General features: G+C 42.9%; 14 protein-coding genes. 5 read left to right on the top strand and 9 right to left on the bottom strand.

Annotated features, from left to right (window positions below):
- The coding region (gene ytvI, locus BLT_RS21395; RefSeq protein ID WP_017726607.1) for a sporulation integral membrane protein YtvI at nucleotides 1-905 on the top strand (905 nt) is incomplete at its 5' end.
- Nucleotides 906-1022: 117 nt separating this feature from the next.
- Here ytvI and BLT_RS0104435 read toward each other — a convergent pair.
- The 8 genes from BLT_RS0104435 to dnaE form a co-directional block, all read right to left on the bottom strand.
- Complete coding sequence (locus BLT_RS0104435; RefSeq protein ID WP_017726606.1) at nucleotides 1023-1418, bottom strand: FxsA family protein; 396 nt, start codon at nucleotides 1416-1418, stop codon at nucleotides 1023-1025.
- Between the two features lie 316 nt (nucleotides 1419-1734).
- Entirely contained in the window at nucleotides 1735-3489 is a 1755-nt protein-coding gene (gene pyk / locus BLT_RS0104430; protein WP_017726605.1) for a pyruvate kinase, read from the bottom strand.
- Nucleotides 3490-3523: 34 nt separating this feature from the next.
- On the bottom strand, nucleotides 3524-4483 hold the full coding sequence (pfkA, locus tag BLT_RS0104425) for a 6-phosphofructokinase (RefSeq protein WP_026104985.1): 960 nt from the start codon (nucleotides 4481-4483) through the stop codon (nucleotides 3524-3526).
- A 194-nt stretch (nucleotides 4484-4677) separates the two neighbouring features.
- Nucleotides 4678-5655, bottom strand: coding sequence for an acetyl-CoA carboxylase carboxyl transferase subunit alpha (gene accA / locus BLT_RS0104420; RefSeq protein WP_017726603.1), 978 nt, complete (start codon nucleotides 5653-5655; stop codon nucleotides 4678-4680).
- Nucleotides 5656-5668: 13 nt separating this feature from the next.
- Nucleotides 5669-6517 (bottom strand): acetyl-CoA carboxylase, carboxyltransferase subunit beta, encoded by an 849-nt coding sequence (accD, locus tag BLT_RS0104415; protein ID WP_017726602.1) that lies wholly within the window; start codon nucleotides 6515-6517, stop codon nucleotides 5669-5671.
- Between the two features lie 92 nt (nucleotides 6518-6609).
- Nucleotides 6610-7272 carry a FadR/GntR family transcriptional regulator gene (locus BLT_RS0104410; RefSeq protein ID WP_017726601.1) on the bottom strand — a complete coding sequence of 221 codons (663 nt, stop codon included), beginning with the start codon at nucleotides 7270-7272 and terminating at the stop codon, nucleotides 6610-6612.
- A gap of 32 nt (nucleotides 7273-7304) precedes the next feature.
- Nucleotides 7305-8543, bottom strand: a complete 1239-nt coding sequence (locus tag BLT_RS0104405) for an NAD(P)-dependent malic enzyme (protein WP_017726600.1) — start codon at nucleotides 8541-8543, stop codon at nucleotides 7305-7307.
- A gap of 148 nt (nucleotides 8544-8691) precedes the next feature.
- On the bottom strand, nucleotides 8692-12030 hold the full coding sequence (gene dnaE, locus BLT_RS0104400; RefSeq protein ID WP_017726599.1) for a DNA polymerase III subunit alpha: 3339 nt from the start codon (nucleotides 12028-12030) through the stop codon (nucleotides 8692-8694).
- 224 nt (nucleotides 12031-12254) lie between these two features.
- Here dnaE and BLT_RS0104395 point away from each other — a divergent pair, with 224 nt between their 5' ends.
- The 3 genes from BLT_RS0104395 (at nucleotide 12255) to BLT_RS0104385 (ending at nucleotide 13404) form a co-directional block, all read left to right on the top strand.
- Nucleotides 12255-12590 carry a YtrH family sporulation protein gene (locus tag BLT_RS0104395; protein ID WP_017726598.1) on the top strand — a complete coding sequence of 112 codons (336 nt, stop codon included), beginning with the start codon at nucleotides 12255-12257 and terminating at the stop codon, nucleotides 12588-12590.
- On the top strand, nucleotides 12587-13090 hold the full coding sequence (gene ytrI, locus BLT_RS0104390) for a sporulation membrane protein YtrI (protein WP_017726597.1): 504 nt from the start codon (nucleotides 12587-12589) through the stop codon (nucleotides 13088-13090). Before BLT_RS0104395 ends, ytrI begins: the two co-directional genes overlap by 4 nt.
- 68 nt (nucleotides 13091-13158) lie before the next feature.
- Complete coding sequence (locus tag BLT_RS0104385; RefSeq protein ID WP_236611066.1) at nucleotides 13159-13404, top strand: hypothetical protein; 246 nt, start codon at nucleotides 13159-13161, stop codon at nucleotides 13402-13404.
- Nucleotides 13405-13630: 226 nt separating this feature from the next.
- On the opposite strand, the gene BLT_RS0104380 is transcribed toward BLT_RS0104385, so the two are convergent.
- Nucleotides 13631-14572, bottom strand: coding sequence for a DHH family phosphoesterase (locus tag BLT_RS0104380; protein ID WP_017726595.1), 942 nt, complete (start codon nucleotides 14570-14572; stop codon nucleotides 13631-13633).
- A gap of 98 nt (nucleotides 14573-14670) precedes the next feature.
- On the opposite strand from BLT_RS0104380, the gene BLT_RS0104375 reads away from it, so the two are divergent.
- Nucleotides 14671-14955 (top strand): YtpI family protein (locus BLT_RS0104375; protein ID WP_017726594.1); only part of this gene is annotated, 285 nt, incomplete at its 3' end.

Raw genomic sequence — 14955 nt, 5'->3', positions numbered from 1 at the left:
AATTAATTGCAGGATCTAACTATCTTGCAAATGTTATACCTAATCATGTCATAAAAATTTCAATCGCTTTGGAGGAGCGCTTTACGACTTCAATCCTGCCATTTTTTGAAGAACTCCTTTATTTATTTCATACATTAGACTCTGAGCAGCAAAAGTCTGTGTATACGTATGCTCGTTCAATTACCACTGAATTAACAACAGCGATTTCTAACATCCTTCAACTGTTTTTACATGGTCTCTCAAATTTTTTTCTTACTCTACCGAATTTAGCTTCAGTCTTTCTTTTTTCTCTTCTGGCAACATTTTTTATTAGCAAAGATTGGTACCGACTATCTTCATTGTTTCGGTCCCTCATTCCAGCGAAAGTATCAAAAAGCTTTACCTATGTCCTTTATGATTTAAAACATGCGCTGTTCAGTTATGCTCGTACACAGATTTTCTTGATTCTATTGACGTCTCTTACGGTTCTAGTTGGTCTCTTTATTCTTGGTGTCCCCTACCCTTTTACCGTTGTGCTAATCATCGCCTTTGTCGATTTACTTCCCTACGTTGGAACAGGGCTTGTGTTCATTCCTTGGATTTTTTATGCTTTTTTTACGGATGAATCATCACTAGCGATTGGCCTCGCACTTTTGTATTTCATCATCCTCATTCAACGCCAGCTAGTGGAACCAAAAGTCCTTTCCAAAAACATGGGTCTCGATCCCTTCGTTACCTTAATCGTCCTGTTCGTTGGATTCAAGGTGTTTGGATTTGTAGGGCTTTTTATTGGACCAGCGATTCTCGTTTTCATTCAGGCCCTTTATCGCGTTCGTGTCTTCCATGATCTTTATCAATTCATTATCGCCCCCATTAAGAAAAGCGCAAGACGCCCTCCTAACGAAGACAAGCGCTGGAAACGCTGACTAATAAACGTTTTTTATGTTCAAAGTGCCCCCCGAGCCGCTAACCCCTATAGTTAATCAGCTTTTAAAGCTCTACGTTCTTATCTTTTGAAAAAAGCCGCTCGTCTTAACGAGCGGCTAACGTCTAGATATAAAAATAAATGAACCGTTTTGAATCATTCGATGAAACAGCTTTTGTAATAAAGCTTTTGCTGTACCTCTTGTTTGTGGAATCAGCATAAACAGTCCGATAATGTCAGTTAAAAACCCAGGCGCTAAAAGAAAAATGCCGCCAACGAGTATACAAATGCCATCAATGATTGCTTCACTTGGTATCTGGCCTTGCTGTGCTTGTAGCTGGGCTAAGCGAATCGCTTGTAGGCCTTGACGTTTCGTAAGCCATGCCCCAACAATTCCAGTAAGAATAATCAGTAAAAACGTAGGCCAAATGCCAATGACCTGACCTGAAAGAATGAACAATGTAATTTCTATTGCCGGCACAATAATAATTAATAGCAATAAGAATCGAAACATACGCTTCTCCTTTAGTTTTTTCTGTGGAAAAGGGGACGGAGCTTCAGTTTTAGTTGATGAAACAATGAAGCCCTTCCGCTCACACCCCTTCATTGAAAGGTTGCTCAGCGTTACTTGGCGAACTCGTTTTCATCCAAGTGGGAAGAGCGAGCCGCTCATGCAGATTTATATGAAAAGGGTCGGAGCTTCGGGTGCAAGCTGAAGTAGTAAAGAACGTGCTTGTGGCGCAAGTTCATCTATCTGGCATCTGCCCCGTATTCACATCACTTGCTCTTTAGACAGAAAAAGGAGAAGGCTTATCCTTCTCCTTGTTTCATTATAATACACTCGTGAGACCTTTGTAAATGTCACCACGTCTGCAGTCAAGAGTAATTTCATCATGATCAGAAAATAACGTTAGAGCTCCCTTTACACCAACAATCACTGGTGTACTAAGACTCAGACCAACAACGGCAGCGTGAGAAGTTAGGCCTCCCTCTTCTGTGATCACAGCGGCTGCCTTTTCAAAAGCAGGAATCATATCTTTATCCGTGCTGTACGTTACTAAAATCGAGCCTTCCACAACTTTCTCGTTTGCTTCCGCTGCATTTTTTGCTACCACGACCTTGCCAGATGCCGTTTGGCGACCAATGCCCTGGCCTTTTGCAATCACTTCACCGATTACATGGACCTTCATAATATTTGTTGTTCCAGACTCTCCAACAGGTACACCTGCTGTGATGACAACAAGGTCTCCTTGATTCACTTCGTCTGCTTTCAAAGCCGTTTCAACAGTGATTTTTAGCATTTCATCCGTGGTTGCTGCTTTTTTTCCAAGGATCGGCTTAACACCCCAGACAAGGGCTAGTTTCCGGGTAACTTTTTCATTACTTGTGACAGCAACAATTGGAGACTTCGGTCGATACTTCGCAACAACTCGAGCTGTATGGCCACTTTCTGTTGCCGTTAAAATCGCTGCTGCATTTAAATTCAGGGCTGTATGGCCAACTGATTGGCTAATCGCACTCGTAATCGATGTCCGAGATTCTTTTGTATGTCTCGACAAAATTTCTTGATAGTTTAACGCTTGCTCTGTGCGACAGGCGATGTTACTCATTGTTTGAACCGCTTCAACTGGATAATCGCCCGCAGCCGTTTCACCTGAAAGCATAATGGCATCTGTTCCATCAAAAATGGCATTCGCTACATCACTCGCTTCCGCACGAGTCGGACGTGGATTTCGTTGCATGGAGTCAAGCATTTGCGTTGCTGTTATGACAGGCTTTGCTAGGTGGTTACATTTTTTAATGAGCGCCTTTTGTACAAGCGGAACTTCTTCTGCCGGAATTTCTACACCTAAATCTCCTCGAGCGACCATTAAGCCATCTGACACTTCTAAAATTTCATCAATGTTATCAACGCCTTCTTGGTTCTCAATCTTAGGGATAATTTCAATATCTCCTGCATTGTGCTGTTCCAAAAGCTCGCGAATTTCTAGAACATCTGAGGCGCGACGCACGAAAGAAGCTGCAATAAAATCAACCCCTTGCTCGATGCCGAAGCGAATATCAGCAGCATCTTTTTCCGTAATACCTGGTAGATTCACGCTCACATTTGGGACGTTCACACCTTTTTTGTTTTTCAATGTACCGCTGTTCAAGATTCTAGTACGAATTTCGTTCTCAAGGACTTCAATAACCTCTAGGCCAATTAATCCATCATCAAGTAAGATTTTAGACCCAGGTTTAACGTCATTTACGAGGCCCGGATACGTGATCGAAATTTTCGATTGATTCCCAACTAACTCTGTCATGGAGAGAATAAGCTCTTCCCCTGCCTTCAACTCAGCAACCCCACCTTCAAGGGTTTGTGTGCGAATTTCAGGCCCTTTTGTATCAAGTAAAATGGCGACGGTTTTCCCCGTTCGTTCTGCCGCTTCACGAATGTTTTTAATTCTAGCTCCATGCTCCTCAAAATCTCCATGGGAAAAATTAAGACGTGCAACATTCATTCCTGCTTCAATTAATTGAACGAGCTTGTCCACACTCTCACTTGCCGGACCAATCGTACATACTATTTTCGTTTTACGCATAGTATCCTCCTTAAACTAATCGTTCTAGTATTTCCTAAATGGAAAGTTCTTGAGACAGACGGTATAAATCAAGATCAACACAGCGTCCTTTTGAAAGTACCTCATCAATATCATGGTAGACAAGTTCATTTTTTTGAATTCCAACTGTGACACCAGCTTTCCCTTCAATCAAGAGGTCCACTGCCTTTGCTCCAAGACGACTCGCCAAGACACGGTCCATACCAGTAGGGGAACCACCACGCTGAATATGCCCTAGCACCGTTACCCTTGTTTCCGTACCTGTCGCATCAGAAATTCTCTTACCGAACTCGATTCCACTTCCTACACCTTCAGCAACAATAATAATGCTATGTTTCTTGCCGCGCTCTTGTCCACGATTAAGACGACCAATAATTTCATCCATATCATAGTCTGCTTCTGGAATAATAATGGTTTCCGCTCCATCCGCCAAACCTGACCAAAGAGCTAAATCTCCAGCGTCTCGGCCCATTACTTCAATCACATATGTACGTTCATGAGAAGTAGCCGTGTCACGAATTTTATCAATTGCATCGATCACTGTATTTAAAGCCGTATCAAAACCGATGGTAAAGTCCGTTCCAGGAATGTCGTTGTCGATCGTACCAGGAACACCAATCGTAGGGAAACCTTGTGCGGTTAGCTTTTGCGCTCCGCGAAACGATCCGTCACCCCCGATGACGACTAAGCCTTCGATCCCAAACTTCTTTAACTGCGCAATCCCTTTCATCTGCCCTTCCAATGTTTTAAACTCTTCACATCGTGCTGTATAAAGCATCGTTCCGCCTCGATGGATGATATCTCCAACGGAACCAAGCTCCATTTTCTTTATCTCTCCAGCAATTAAACCTGAATAGCCATAATAGATACCGTATACCTCAATATCATGATAAATCGCTTTTCTGACAACGGCACGGATTGCGGCATTCATTCCTGGCGAGTCTCCACCACTTGTAAGAACACCAATACGCTTCATCATTAAGAACCTCCTTAAAATCAATCGATTGCTTTATAAAAATCACCGAGTGCTGTTAGCATTGCACTGTGATGATAAACGCTACGTTTCAACACACGCTCTCATTTTTAAAAAATACCACTTTACATTGCTGAATACAACACTCTTGTTAACACACGGAAAAAAGTGCTTTCTACAATCAGAAAGCACTTTACTTATTTTACACCAATGGTATCGTTTACAAGCGAATATTGTCCGATTTTTTTGTATTTTTCATAGCGCTCATGAATGAGTTGCTCAGCTGATAATGCTCCTAGCTCCTCAAGGGAACGCTCCAACACTTTATCAATCGCATTTGCTTGAGCTGCCACGTCTCGATGGGCACCTCCTTTTACTTCCTTGATAATTTCATCGATCACTTCTAGCTCTTTTAAATCTGGAGCTGTGATTTTCATTGTTTCTGCTGCACGCTGTGCCAGGGATGCATCCTTCCAAAGCAAAGCAGCTGCCCCTTCTGGAGAAATAACAGAATAAGTTGAGTTCTCAAGCATATGAATACGGTCCCCAACACCGAGCGCTAGCGCACCTCCGCTTCCTCCTTCTCCAATCACAATGCACACAATCGGTACGGTGAAACCAGCCATTTCAAGCAGGTTTCTAGCAATGGCCTCACTTTGTCCTCGCTCTTCAGCAGCCTTTCCTGGATACGCCCCTTTTGTATCAATGAAACAAACGATCGGTCGATTAAACTTTTCTGCCTGCTTCATTAAGCGCAACGCTTTACGGTAGCCTTCAGGATGAGGCATTCCAAAGTTACGACGAATGTTCTCTTTTGTATCTTTTCCTCGCTGGTGACCAATGACCGTAATCGGTCTGCCTTTATATTTGGCAATCCCACCGACAATCGCTTCATCATCTCCATAGAGCCTGTCACCATGCATTTCCAGGAAATCCGTAAATAGAAACCCTATATAGTCAAGGGTTGTTGGCCGCTCACTGTGACGAGCAATTTGGACACGCTCCCACGGCTGAAGATTCCCATAGATCTCCTTCTCTAACGCTTGTAGACGGTTTTCTAGCTTCTGAATTTCATCAGTTAAGTCGATCTCCTTCTCTTCTGTAAATGTTCTAAGTTCCTTGATTTTGTCACGAAGCTCGACAATCGGCTTTTCAAACCCTAAATCTTGTGCCAATGCTGTCACCTCCTTATAACGCGTGGTGGATATCTAGTATTTTTGTTAACGTTTCTTTCATTTCCGTTCGAGGAATGACACGATCAAGCTGACCATGCTTTAGTAAAAATTCGGCCGTTTGGAAGTCTTCCGGTAGCTCTTGCCGAATCGTTTGTTCGATAATACGTCGGCCGGCAAATCCAATCAATGCCTTCGGTTCAGCAAAATTGTAATCACCCAATGACGCAAAGCTAGCAGACACTCCACCAGTTGTTGGATGGGTCATGATGGAAATAAAGAGACCCTTTTCCCGATGTAGCTTTTGTAGTGCTGCACTTGTTTTCGCCATTTGCATTAAGCTGAGCACACCTTCCTGCATTCGCGCTCCGCCAGAGGCAGAAAACAAAAGAAAAGGTCTCTTTTTTTCGATGGCCTGTTCGATCGCTCTCGTAATTTTTTCGCCAACAACAGAACCCATGCTACCCATTCGAAAACGAGCATCCATCACAGCAATCACAACAGGGTAGCCATTGATATCGCCTTCTCCTGTAACAATCGCTTCATTCAGCTTTGTTTTCTCACGATCGGAAGCAATTTTTTCTTGATATGTTGGGAACGATAACGGATCTTCTGCCGTCATCTCCTTGTCGAATTCAACAAAGGTTCCTTCATCAATTAAGCTTTCGATTCGCTCATAGGCGTTCATCCGATGATGATGTCCGCATGAGTCACACACGAGTAAGTTCTTTTTTAGCTCTTTTGTGTACATAATTGTTCGGCACGAAGGACATTTCGTCATTAATCCTTCAGGTATGTCTTGTTTCGCACGTTCTGATGGAATCGTCGCGTACCGTTTCTTTTTTGAAAAAAAATCCTTAAGCACACTGACACCTCTTTAGCTTAAGTAGTAGATACAAGAGCTTATGGAAAAGCCTTCCGTTTTATACGCTCATTCAAGAAAAAATCAAGGAGAGCTTAAAAGCGGCTATTTTTTAAATGGGCTTCCATTGCACTGACTGCTGCTCGTTGATCCCTTTTTTTAAGTGCTTCATAAATTTCAAAATGCTCTTGAATGGAAGCGGTTGGTCTTCCTTTGCGTTCTAAAGACTGCTTAATCGCCACTTTATTATACTCAACAAGTGAAATCCAGAGATTGAGGAGCAGGCGATTATGACATGACTCAACGATCGTTTGATGGAATAAATAATCCTCTTCCACCGGAAAATCACCCTGTCTCCATTCTTCTTTTGATTGCTCAATCAGCTGCTCCAAGCGATGAAGCTGCTCTTCAGTCACCCTGTCACACGCTAGTCGCAATGCTTCAATCTCTACAATTCGTCTCGTTTCTGATAAATCCTGCCTATCCTCCTCATCTTTTAAAAGAAAGGAGAGGATAATGTTCACAAGACGGTAGCTATTTGCAGGCTTAATAAATGTTCCTTCGCCCCGTCGTGTCTCGATTAAATCAAGAAGCTCTAAGGCCCTAAGTGCTTCTCTAACAGATGAACGTCCCACCTGAAGACGTTCACTAAGTTCACGCTCAGATGGGAGCTTGTCGCCGCTAGACAGCTTATCTTGGTGGATCATTTGATTGATCTTTTTAATGATTTCTAAAAATACTTTTTGCTCAGATGACATGAGCGTTTCTTCACCTGCTCCCAGTCATACCTTTAATCATTGCCAATAATTGCGAGCTTTCTCGTTTTCTCAGCTACCTCTTCTGGATCAACATTTAAACGTGCAACACCTGTTTCCATCGCCACTCTTGCAACAGCTGCCGCAACAGCTGGTGCAACTCTTGGATCAAACGGTGCTGGAATCACATAATCATCATTTAGCTCAGCTTCCGTCACAAGGTCAGCAATCGCATAAACAGCTGCTACTTTCATTTCTTCGTTAATATGTGTTGCCCGTACATCAAGTGCCCCTCGGAAAATGCCTGGGAAAGCAAGGACATTATTCACTTGGTTTGGAAAGTCAGAGCGTCCAGTCCCAATGACCCTCGCCCCTGCTTCTTTCGCTTCTTCAGGCATAATCTCTGGAACTGGGTTGGCCATTGCGAAAATAATCGAGTTTTCGTTCATGCTCTCAACCATTTCTTTCGTTAAAGCACCAGCTACGGATACGCCAATGAAAACATCTGCGCCTTTTGTTACTTCAGCAAGTCCGCCTTCAATCCGATCACGGTTTGACCATTTTGCAACTTCCGCTTTCATCTCATTCATGCCATATGGGCGACCGTCATAAATGGCTCCTTTGGAATCGCACATAATAATGTCGCGCACACCCATCCGTTGCATTAATTTAATAATGGCAATCCCTGCTGAACCTGCGCCATTTGCCACAACCTTAATCTCTGATAATTTCTTCCCAGTAAGCTTCAGAGCATTAATTAAGCCTGCCATTGTAACAATAGCTGTTCCGTGTTGATCATCATGGAATACAGGAATATTCGTTTCTTTTTTCAAACGCTCTTCAATCTCAAAGCAGCTTGGTGCTGCAATATCTTCTAAGTTAATCCCACCAAAAGTCGGTTCCAATAGCTTGACCGTTTCAACAATTGTATCAACGTCAGATGTGCGTAAGCAAATCGGAAAAGCGTCAACACCGGCAAAGGATTTAAAAAGAACCGCTTTTCCTTCCATTACAGGTAGGGAAGCTTCTGGACCAATATTTCCCAATCCAAGCACAGCTGTTCCGTTACTTACAACAGCGACCATGTTCCCTTTCATCGTATATTCGTAAACGGATTCTACATCTTCAAAGATCTCTTTGCAAGGCTCTGCAACGCCTGGTGAATAGGCAAGGCTTAAATCACGGGCATTTTTAACAGGAACCTTTGATCTTGATTCTAGCTTCCCTTGGTTTGCACGATGGATATGTAGGGCTTCTTCTCTTGTGGTTGACACAATCGTCACGCTCCTCTTTTAGCTGTATATTTTTTACTTCGTGTGATATTCATCCACTGGTCTGACCACTTTAAAAAACATCTTTAATTATAACAAACTATCGCTTCCTGTACACCCTTTCAATGTTGTTTTCACAAACAACACGAATTTAACGCTCTTTTAGCACAACATGCTCTTCGCCCAAAAGCTGCTGTAGTGCTTGAAGACAGCTAGCGCTCGGGTCAATATGAAACTCTTTTGACAGGCGGATCGTTTTTTTCTCGCTTTCATAGTAAAGAATTACAGGGGTTGTACCATGAAACTCTTTTAATACGCTACGCACTTCTTCTAAGAAGTTGAAATCATCCTTTGAAGGAATCCGCAAATAAAGGATATGAGGTGATGGCTTAACGAGCTTTGAGAGCGGCGTGATTCGTTGTGCAACGATCTGTGGCTTATCCCGACTTTCATCTAGCTTTCCCTCAATAAAAAATAGCTCCCCTTCTCTTAACGTCCATTCATAGAGATTCCATATGCGTGGAAACAAAACAGTCTCCCATTCGCCACCTTCATCGCTTACGGTCAAGAATCCCATTGCTTCCCCTTTTTTTGTGCGGATACGACGAATCGTATGAACAAGTCCTGCCACACGAGCCGTCCCTTTTTTTTGTAGCGCTTCAAGAAAGGTCATTCGCCCAACGTCGATTAATTCCTCGGCAAAAGCTGCGATCGGATGTCCAGTTAAATAAAAGCCTAATGCCTGTTTTTCGCACGCTAATTTTTCAAGCGTTGTTAATGGTTCAGCGTCTTCATAGCTTGGCTCCGTTAAGTCAAGTTCAAACAAGCCGCCTGTATCCTCTTGGAATTCTTTCACTTGCTCCGCATTTTCAAATGCTTTATCAACGCTCGCTAAAAGAATGGCTCGATCCTGACCAAATTCATCAAGGGCGCCCGCTTTGATCAAGCCCTCAATGGCACGCTTCCCAACCGCTCTTGTGTCAATACGAGCAACTAAATCGAACAAATTTTTAAAAGCTCCATTGCTTCGTTCCTTGATGATGTTCTGAATGGCTTGAGCCCCGACATTTCGAATCGGCAGTAAGCCAAATCGTATCCCTTCTTTTTCCTGACGAAAGTGCATGTGACTTTTTGAAAGAGAAGGTGGGAAAACGGCAATCCCACTCTTTTTAACTTCTTGTAGATGCTGTACAAGCTTGTCTTGGTTATGCCAGACACTTGAAAGGAGCGCTGTATAAAAAGCCTGAGAAAAATGTGCTTTTAAATAGGCCAACTGATAGGCGATCATACTGTAGGCGACCGCATGACTGCGGTTAAATCCATAATCTGCAAAACGAACGATGAGCTTGTACACCGCTTCGGCCGTACCTTCGTCATAGCCACGTGCACGAGCACCTGTGATGAAATGTGCCTGCTGCTCCTCAAGCTCATGTCGTTTCTTTTTCCCAACTGCTCGCCGCAATAAATCAGCCTCTGCTAAAGAAAACCCCGCCATTTTTACAGCAATCTGCATAATCTGCTCTTGATAAACGATGACCCCATACGTCGTTTTTAAAATGCTTTCTAAATCTGGATGGGGATACGTAATCGTTCGTTCCCCGTTTTTCCCCTTAATATAAACAGGGATGTTTTCCATTGGACCTGGGCGATATAACGCGTTAACCGCTACAATGTCCTCAAAGCGATTCGGCAAAAGTTCCCGTAGGACCCGACGCATCCCCGATGATTCAAGCTGAAAGACACCCGTCGTGTTACCTGCACATAAGAGAGAGAAGGTTTCTCGATCATCTAGAGGGAGCTCTCGAACGTTAACCGTCACTCCTGATTCCATTTTAATGAGTTTAACAATGTTCTCGATCAAGGTTAAATTACGGAGACCAAGAAAATCCATTTTGATCAGCCCAACTTTTTCTACCACATCCATGGTCCCTTGGGTTAAAGGAATCCCGTTTTGTCCCTCCTGAAGGGCAATATATTCCGTTAAAGGGGTTGGACTAATCACTACACCGGCAGCATGGATCGATGTGTGGCGAGGGAGCCCTTCAAGCTGCTCAGCATATCGATAGATGAGCCTTGCTTCTTCCGTTTCTTGTAACATTCGTTGTAGACGCTCACTTGATTGTTTTGCTTTTTTTAACGTCATTCCAGGGGCTGCGGGGATTTCTTTTGCCAATTGCTCGATCAAACGCTCATCTGCTGCAATCGCTCGACCCACGTCACGGATCGCCGCTCTCGCTGCAAGGGTGCCAAACGTTAAAATTTGGGCAACATGATCACGCCCATATTTTTGCTGAACATAGGCAATTACTTCGTCCCGACGATGATCAGGAAAATCAAGATCGATGTCAGGAAGAGAGATTCGCTCAGGATTTAAAAAGCGCTCAAAAAGGAGCTGGTAACGGATTGGGTCCACATCTGTAATAAACAACGTGTAAGCCACCAAAGAACCAGCTGCCGAGCCTCTTCCAGGACCTGTTAGGATCCCTCGCTTCCTTGCATAGCGCATAAAATCCCAAACGATGAGAAAATAATCGCTATAGTTCATACTCGTTATAACTTGAAGTTCATGATCAAGACGCTGCTGCAAGTCCTCCGTCCATTGCTCAAAACGCTTTCGACCTCCTGCTTCACAAAGACGACGTAAATAAACGTCAGCTGTTTCTCCTCCATCAAGTGGGTATTTAGGTAACAACGGCTCACCTAATGACAATTCAACCTGGCATCTTTTCGCAAGAGCAACCGTATTGGCCAACGCCTCTGGAAAGCGGTGAAATTTATCAGCCATTTCTTCAGGCGATAACAAAACACGATCGTCGGCACTTGGACTTATGTCTCCTATATGTTCTACTACATATCCCTCACGGATCGCTTGAACAATTTGAAAGGCAGGGTCGTCCTTACGCTCAAGAAGGTGTACATGCTGACTAGCAACTAAAGGAATTCCACTATCTTTTGCTAGCTCCTGAAGCTGCCAATGCATTTCTTCTTCGCTGCCTTGTATTTCAATATATAGGTTCTCTGCATTTATATGCTGCAATAAACCTATAAGGATATGTTTCGCCCGCTCCTTCTCGCCTTCACGGAGCATTGAGCGAAGAAATCCTCCTTCATATGGAATTATAAAAATAAGTCCGTTTGTATAAGCGATTAACTCATCCCATTGGAGATATTTTTCCTTATCCTCCCTAAGTTGAACCATTGAGCTGAGCTTTAATAAGTGATGGTAGCCTGCTTTATTCTCAGCAAGAAATAACATAGACGTCGAAAAATCACCCTTAAAACGAACGTGCGTTTCCATTCCGAAGATTGGTTTTATGCCTTTCTCTTTACAAGCTTGATAGAAAGGAACCGCTCCGTACATGACATGCTTGTCGGTTAAGGCTAACGCCGAAAAACCCTGTTTCTTTGCCTGTTGTACAAGCTGAGGTACGCGGCATATGCTTGTAAGCAGGCTGTATTCACTATGAACATGTAAATGGACACTTTCCATGGACCTCGCCCTCTCTATTAGCTTTCTTTTTCTTTATTATAGTATGGAACCTCGATTTTAGAAAATGAGGCCGCTCATTTGAACGACGAGCTTTCTGCTTTTCTTTTATTGCGGAAGCATCTTTTCCCTTGAGGCAAGCATATTCTTGTCCTTTCATGACTATACATACACTAATAATTGGTACAAAAAAGGATGAACGTATGATACACCAAGGAGGACATACGATGAATCGAGATTTTCTCGCAACACTAATTATCGATTTTTTTGTTGCTTTTGGCGTAATCATTGGTGGAGCGATTATTGGTGGGATGGGGGCTTATTTGATCGGAAAACCACCTCTCTCTGCGATGCTCGATTTAGCTAATAGCTTAAAAATTTGGGCCATTGTTGCAGCAATAGGCGGGACATTTGATGCGATCACAAGCATTGAGAGGGGACTTTTTAACGGAACACACGATGACATTTTTAAAACCTTATTTATGGTATTTGTGGCACTTTGCGGGGCTCATTCTGGTACTTTGCTCATCCAATGGATCGTTGGGGAGCAACTCGGCTCATGAGAGTTCCTCCTTATTATCGGCGTCCTGGATGGCAACGTTTTTTTGCAGGCGTCATTATTGGAGCAATTTGTGGCTGGGTGTTTTTTTTGTATAACTTCGGAACCATTCATGAAGAGCTTGTCATTCGTATTTCCAAACAGCAAATCGAATTAAAAAATCAACGAGACACCATTGAGGAGCTTCGAAGTGAACAGCAGCAAAAAAATGAAGAAAATCAACGGAGACTTACGCTCCAAAGGATCGAGGTTACCTTTACAAATGAACGGAAGCTACGACTGAACCAGTTAACCCTCTACGAACTGAACCAACAAGCGATAAACGAATTAAAATTTCTAGAACAAAAGAATATTGAAACGGTGGCAAGCATGAAAGACTTAATGGTTTCCACTATTGAAAACAAAGTGTTTCAAATTAACGAGCACCGTTACCAGCTTGATGTTCAAGAAGTCTATTTGTTTACAACACTTCAACTCTATGTTGAAATTATCCCCTCAAGCTAATCGTTTCTGCTAACAAGGGGTGAAAACGTGTTTTCTCTCCCTTCATTTTTGTATAATAGGATGAGGGAATGATAAGCTTGCAGGAGGTGAAGGTTCGTATGGACGTTACAGGAAAAGAAATGGTCATCAACCGTAAAGAAGTGGCCTTAAAAAAAGTTAAAAAAATCAAGGCAGGCTATTCTGCATTTGCTGAAACGAAGGAAGTTTCCACGTTCATCAAAAAAGAACTGGAGAAGGCAGGAATCACGGATGTCTATGAAGATGAGTCAGATTTGGGCTCATGGTTCATCCCAGGAAATGATAAAGAGGGATAATCAAATTTGTTTCTTGTACAGAAACCAGCATGAGTGGCTCGCTCCTCCCACTGAGCTAAAATGAGTTTCTCCAACCATTCTGTGAACCAATTCCATGAAGGCGGTGTGAGCAGAAGGGCTTCATTGATTTATAACTTGAACTGAAGCTCCATGCCCTTTTCACAGAAAAGATATAAAAAACAAAGGGAATCTAAATCTACAACGATCCCCTTTGCTTTCTTCTTGCTTATTTGATTTCGTTACACGCAGCAAGGAGCTTCGAAATGATTTCCTCTGTCTCTTCCCAGCTATATGCAGTGGCCCCTGCTGCCATCGGATGTCCTCCACCCCCATGCTGGGCGGCGATCTCATTAATGATAGGACGTTTTGAACGCAATCGGACACGAATCTTATCTTCTTCTTCCACAAAAAACACCCATGCTTTTAAACCTTCCACATCAGAAAAGCAGTTCACCAAGGCCGAAGACTCATTTGCTGTCACATTAAATTGGTTCAAAATCTCGGCTGTAAGCTTCATGACACCAAGAACGCCTTCGTAGATCACAAAATGCTGAAGGACAAAACCCTCTAACCGTGTCATCTTCAAATCACGCTTATGCAGCTCCGAATAAAACCAATCTTGGTCAATCTCTTTTTCCAATAACAAACTTGTTTGTCGTAAGGTTTTTGCTGTCGTGTTGTTAAAACGAAATCGCCCCGTATCTCCAACAATTCCTGCATACAACAGCAAGGCGCTCCTTTCACTTAATTCATATCCTCGCTTTTGGCCATGCTCGTACAGATCAACGATCATTTCACTGGTGGAGCTTGCACTCGTATCAACCCAAACAAGATCGCCGTAGGGCTCTTCATTTGGATGATGATCAATTTTTATTACCACTTTTCCTTTGATGTAGCGCTTGTCACTAATTCGCTCAGTATTTGCCGTATCACAGACAATTACAAGCGCATCCTCATAAAACGCATCATCCACTTGATCCATCTCTCCAAGAAACGCTAAATAACTAGCCTCCTCACCTACAACTTTTACCTTTTTGTTTGGATACCGATCTTGTATAAGTGCAGCTAGTCCAGCTTGTGAGCCTAGCGCATCAAGGTCAGGACGCTCATGACGATGGATAATAATCCGTTCGTACTTGTCAATCATGTCTAAAATTTCATCAAGCATCATGCACGCTCCTTCTGTTCATCATTCCTTCACTAGCAATTCTCCCATTGAAACGATACAATAAAAACAAGATTGTATGTCCGGGAGGAACAAATGCTATGGTACAATTATTTACAATTTTTGTTGTGATTTCTGCTGTTTTATTTATTTTTTTCAAAGTGCGGGTATGGCGTACACCTGAATCTTTATTGAAACAAATTCATCAGACAAAAGCGAATATGGCTCTCGGTGTCTTCTTAATCGCTTTTGGCTTGAACCTTCTTATTACACCTCGAAGCACTATTGATATTGTTGTCGGCTCTGTTTTCTCACTTCTTGGTGCGGCCAATGCTTTTTTTGGCTTTCGCGCTTACCAACATTATGCCCCTCAGTTCCACGAGCGT

This window comes from Halalkalibacterium ligniniphilum (assembly GCF_000334155.1).
GTDB classification, from domain to species: domain Bacteria; phylum Bacillota; class Bacilli; order Bacillales; family Bacillaceae_D; genus Halalkalibacterium; species Halalkalibacterium ligniniphilum.
This window is presented reverse-complemented; position numbering and strand designations above follow the sequence as displayed.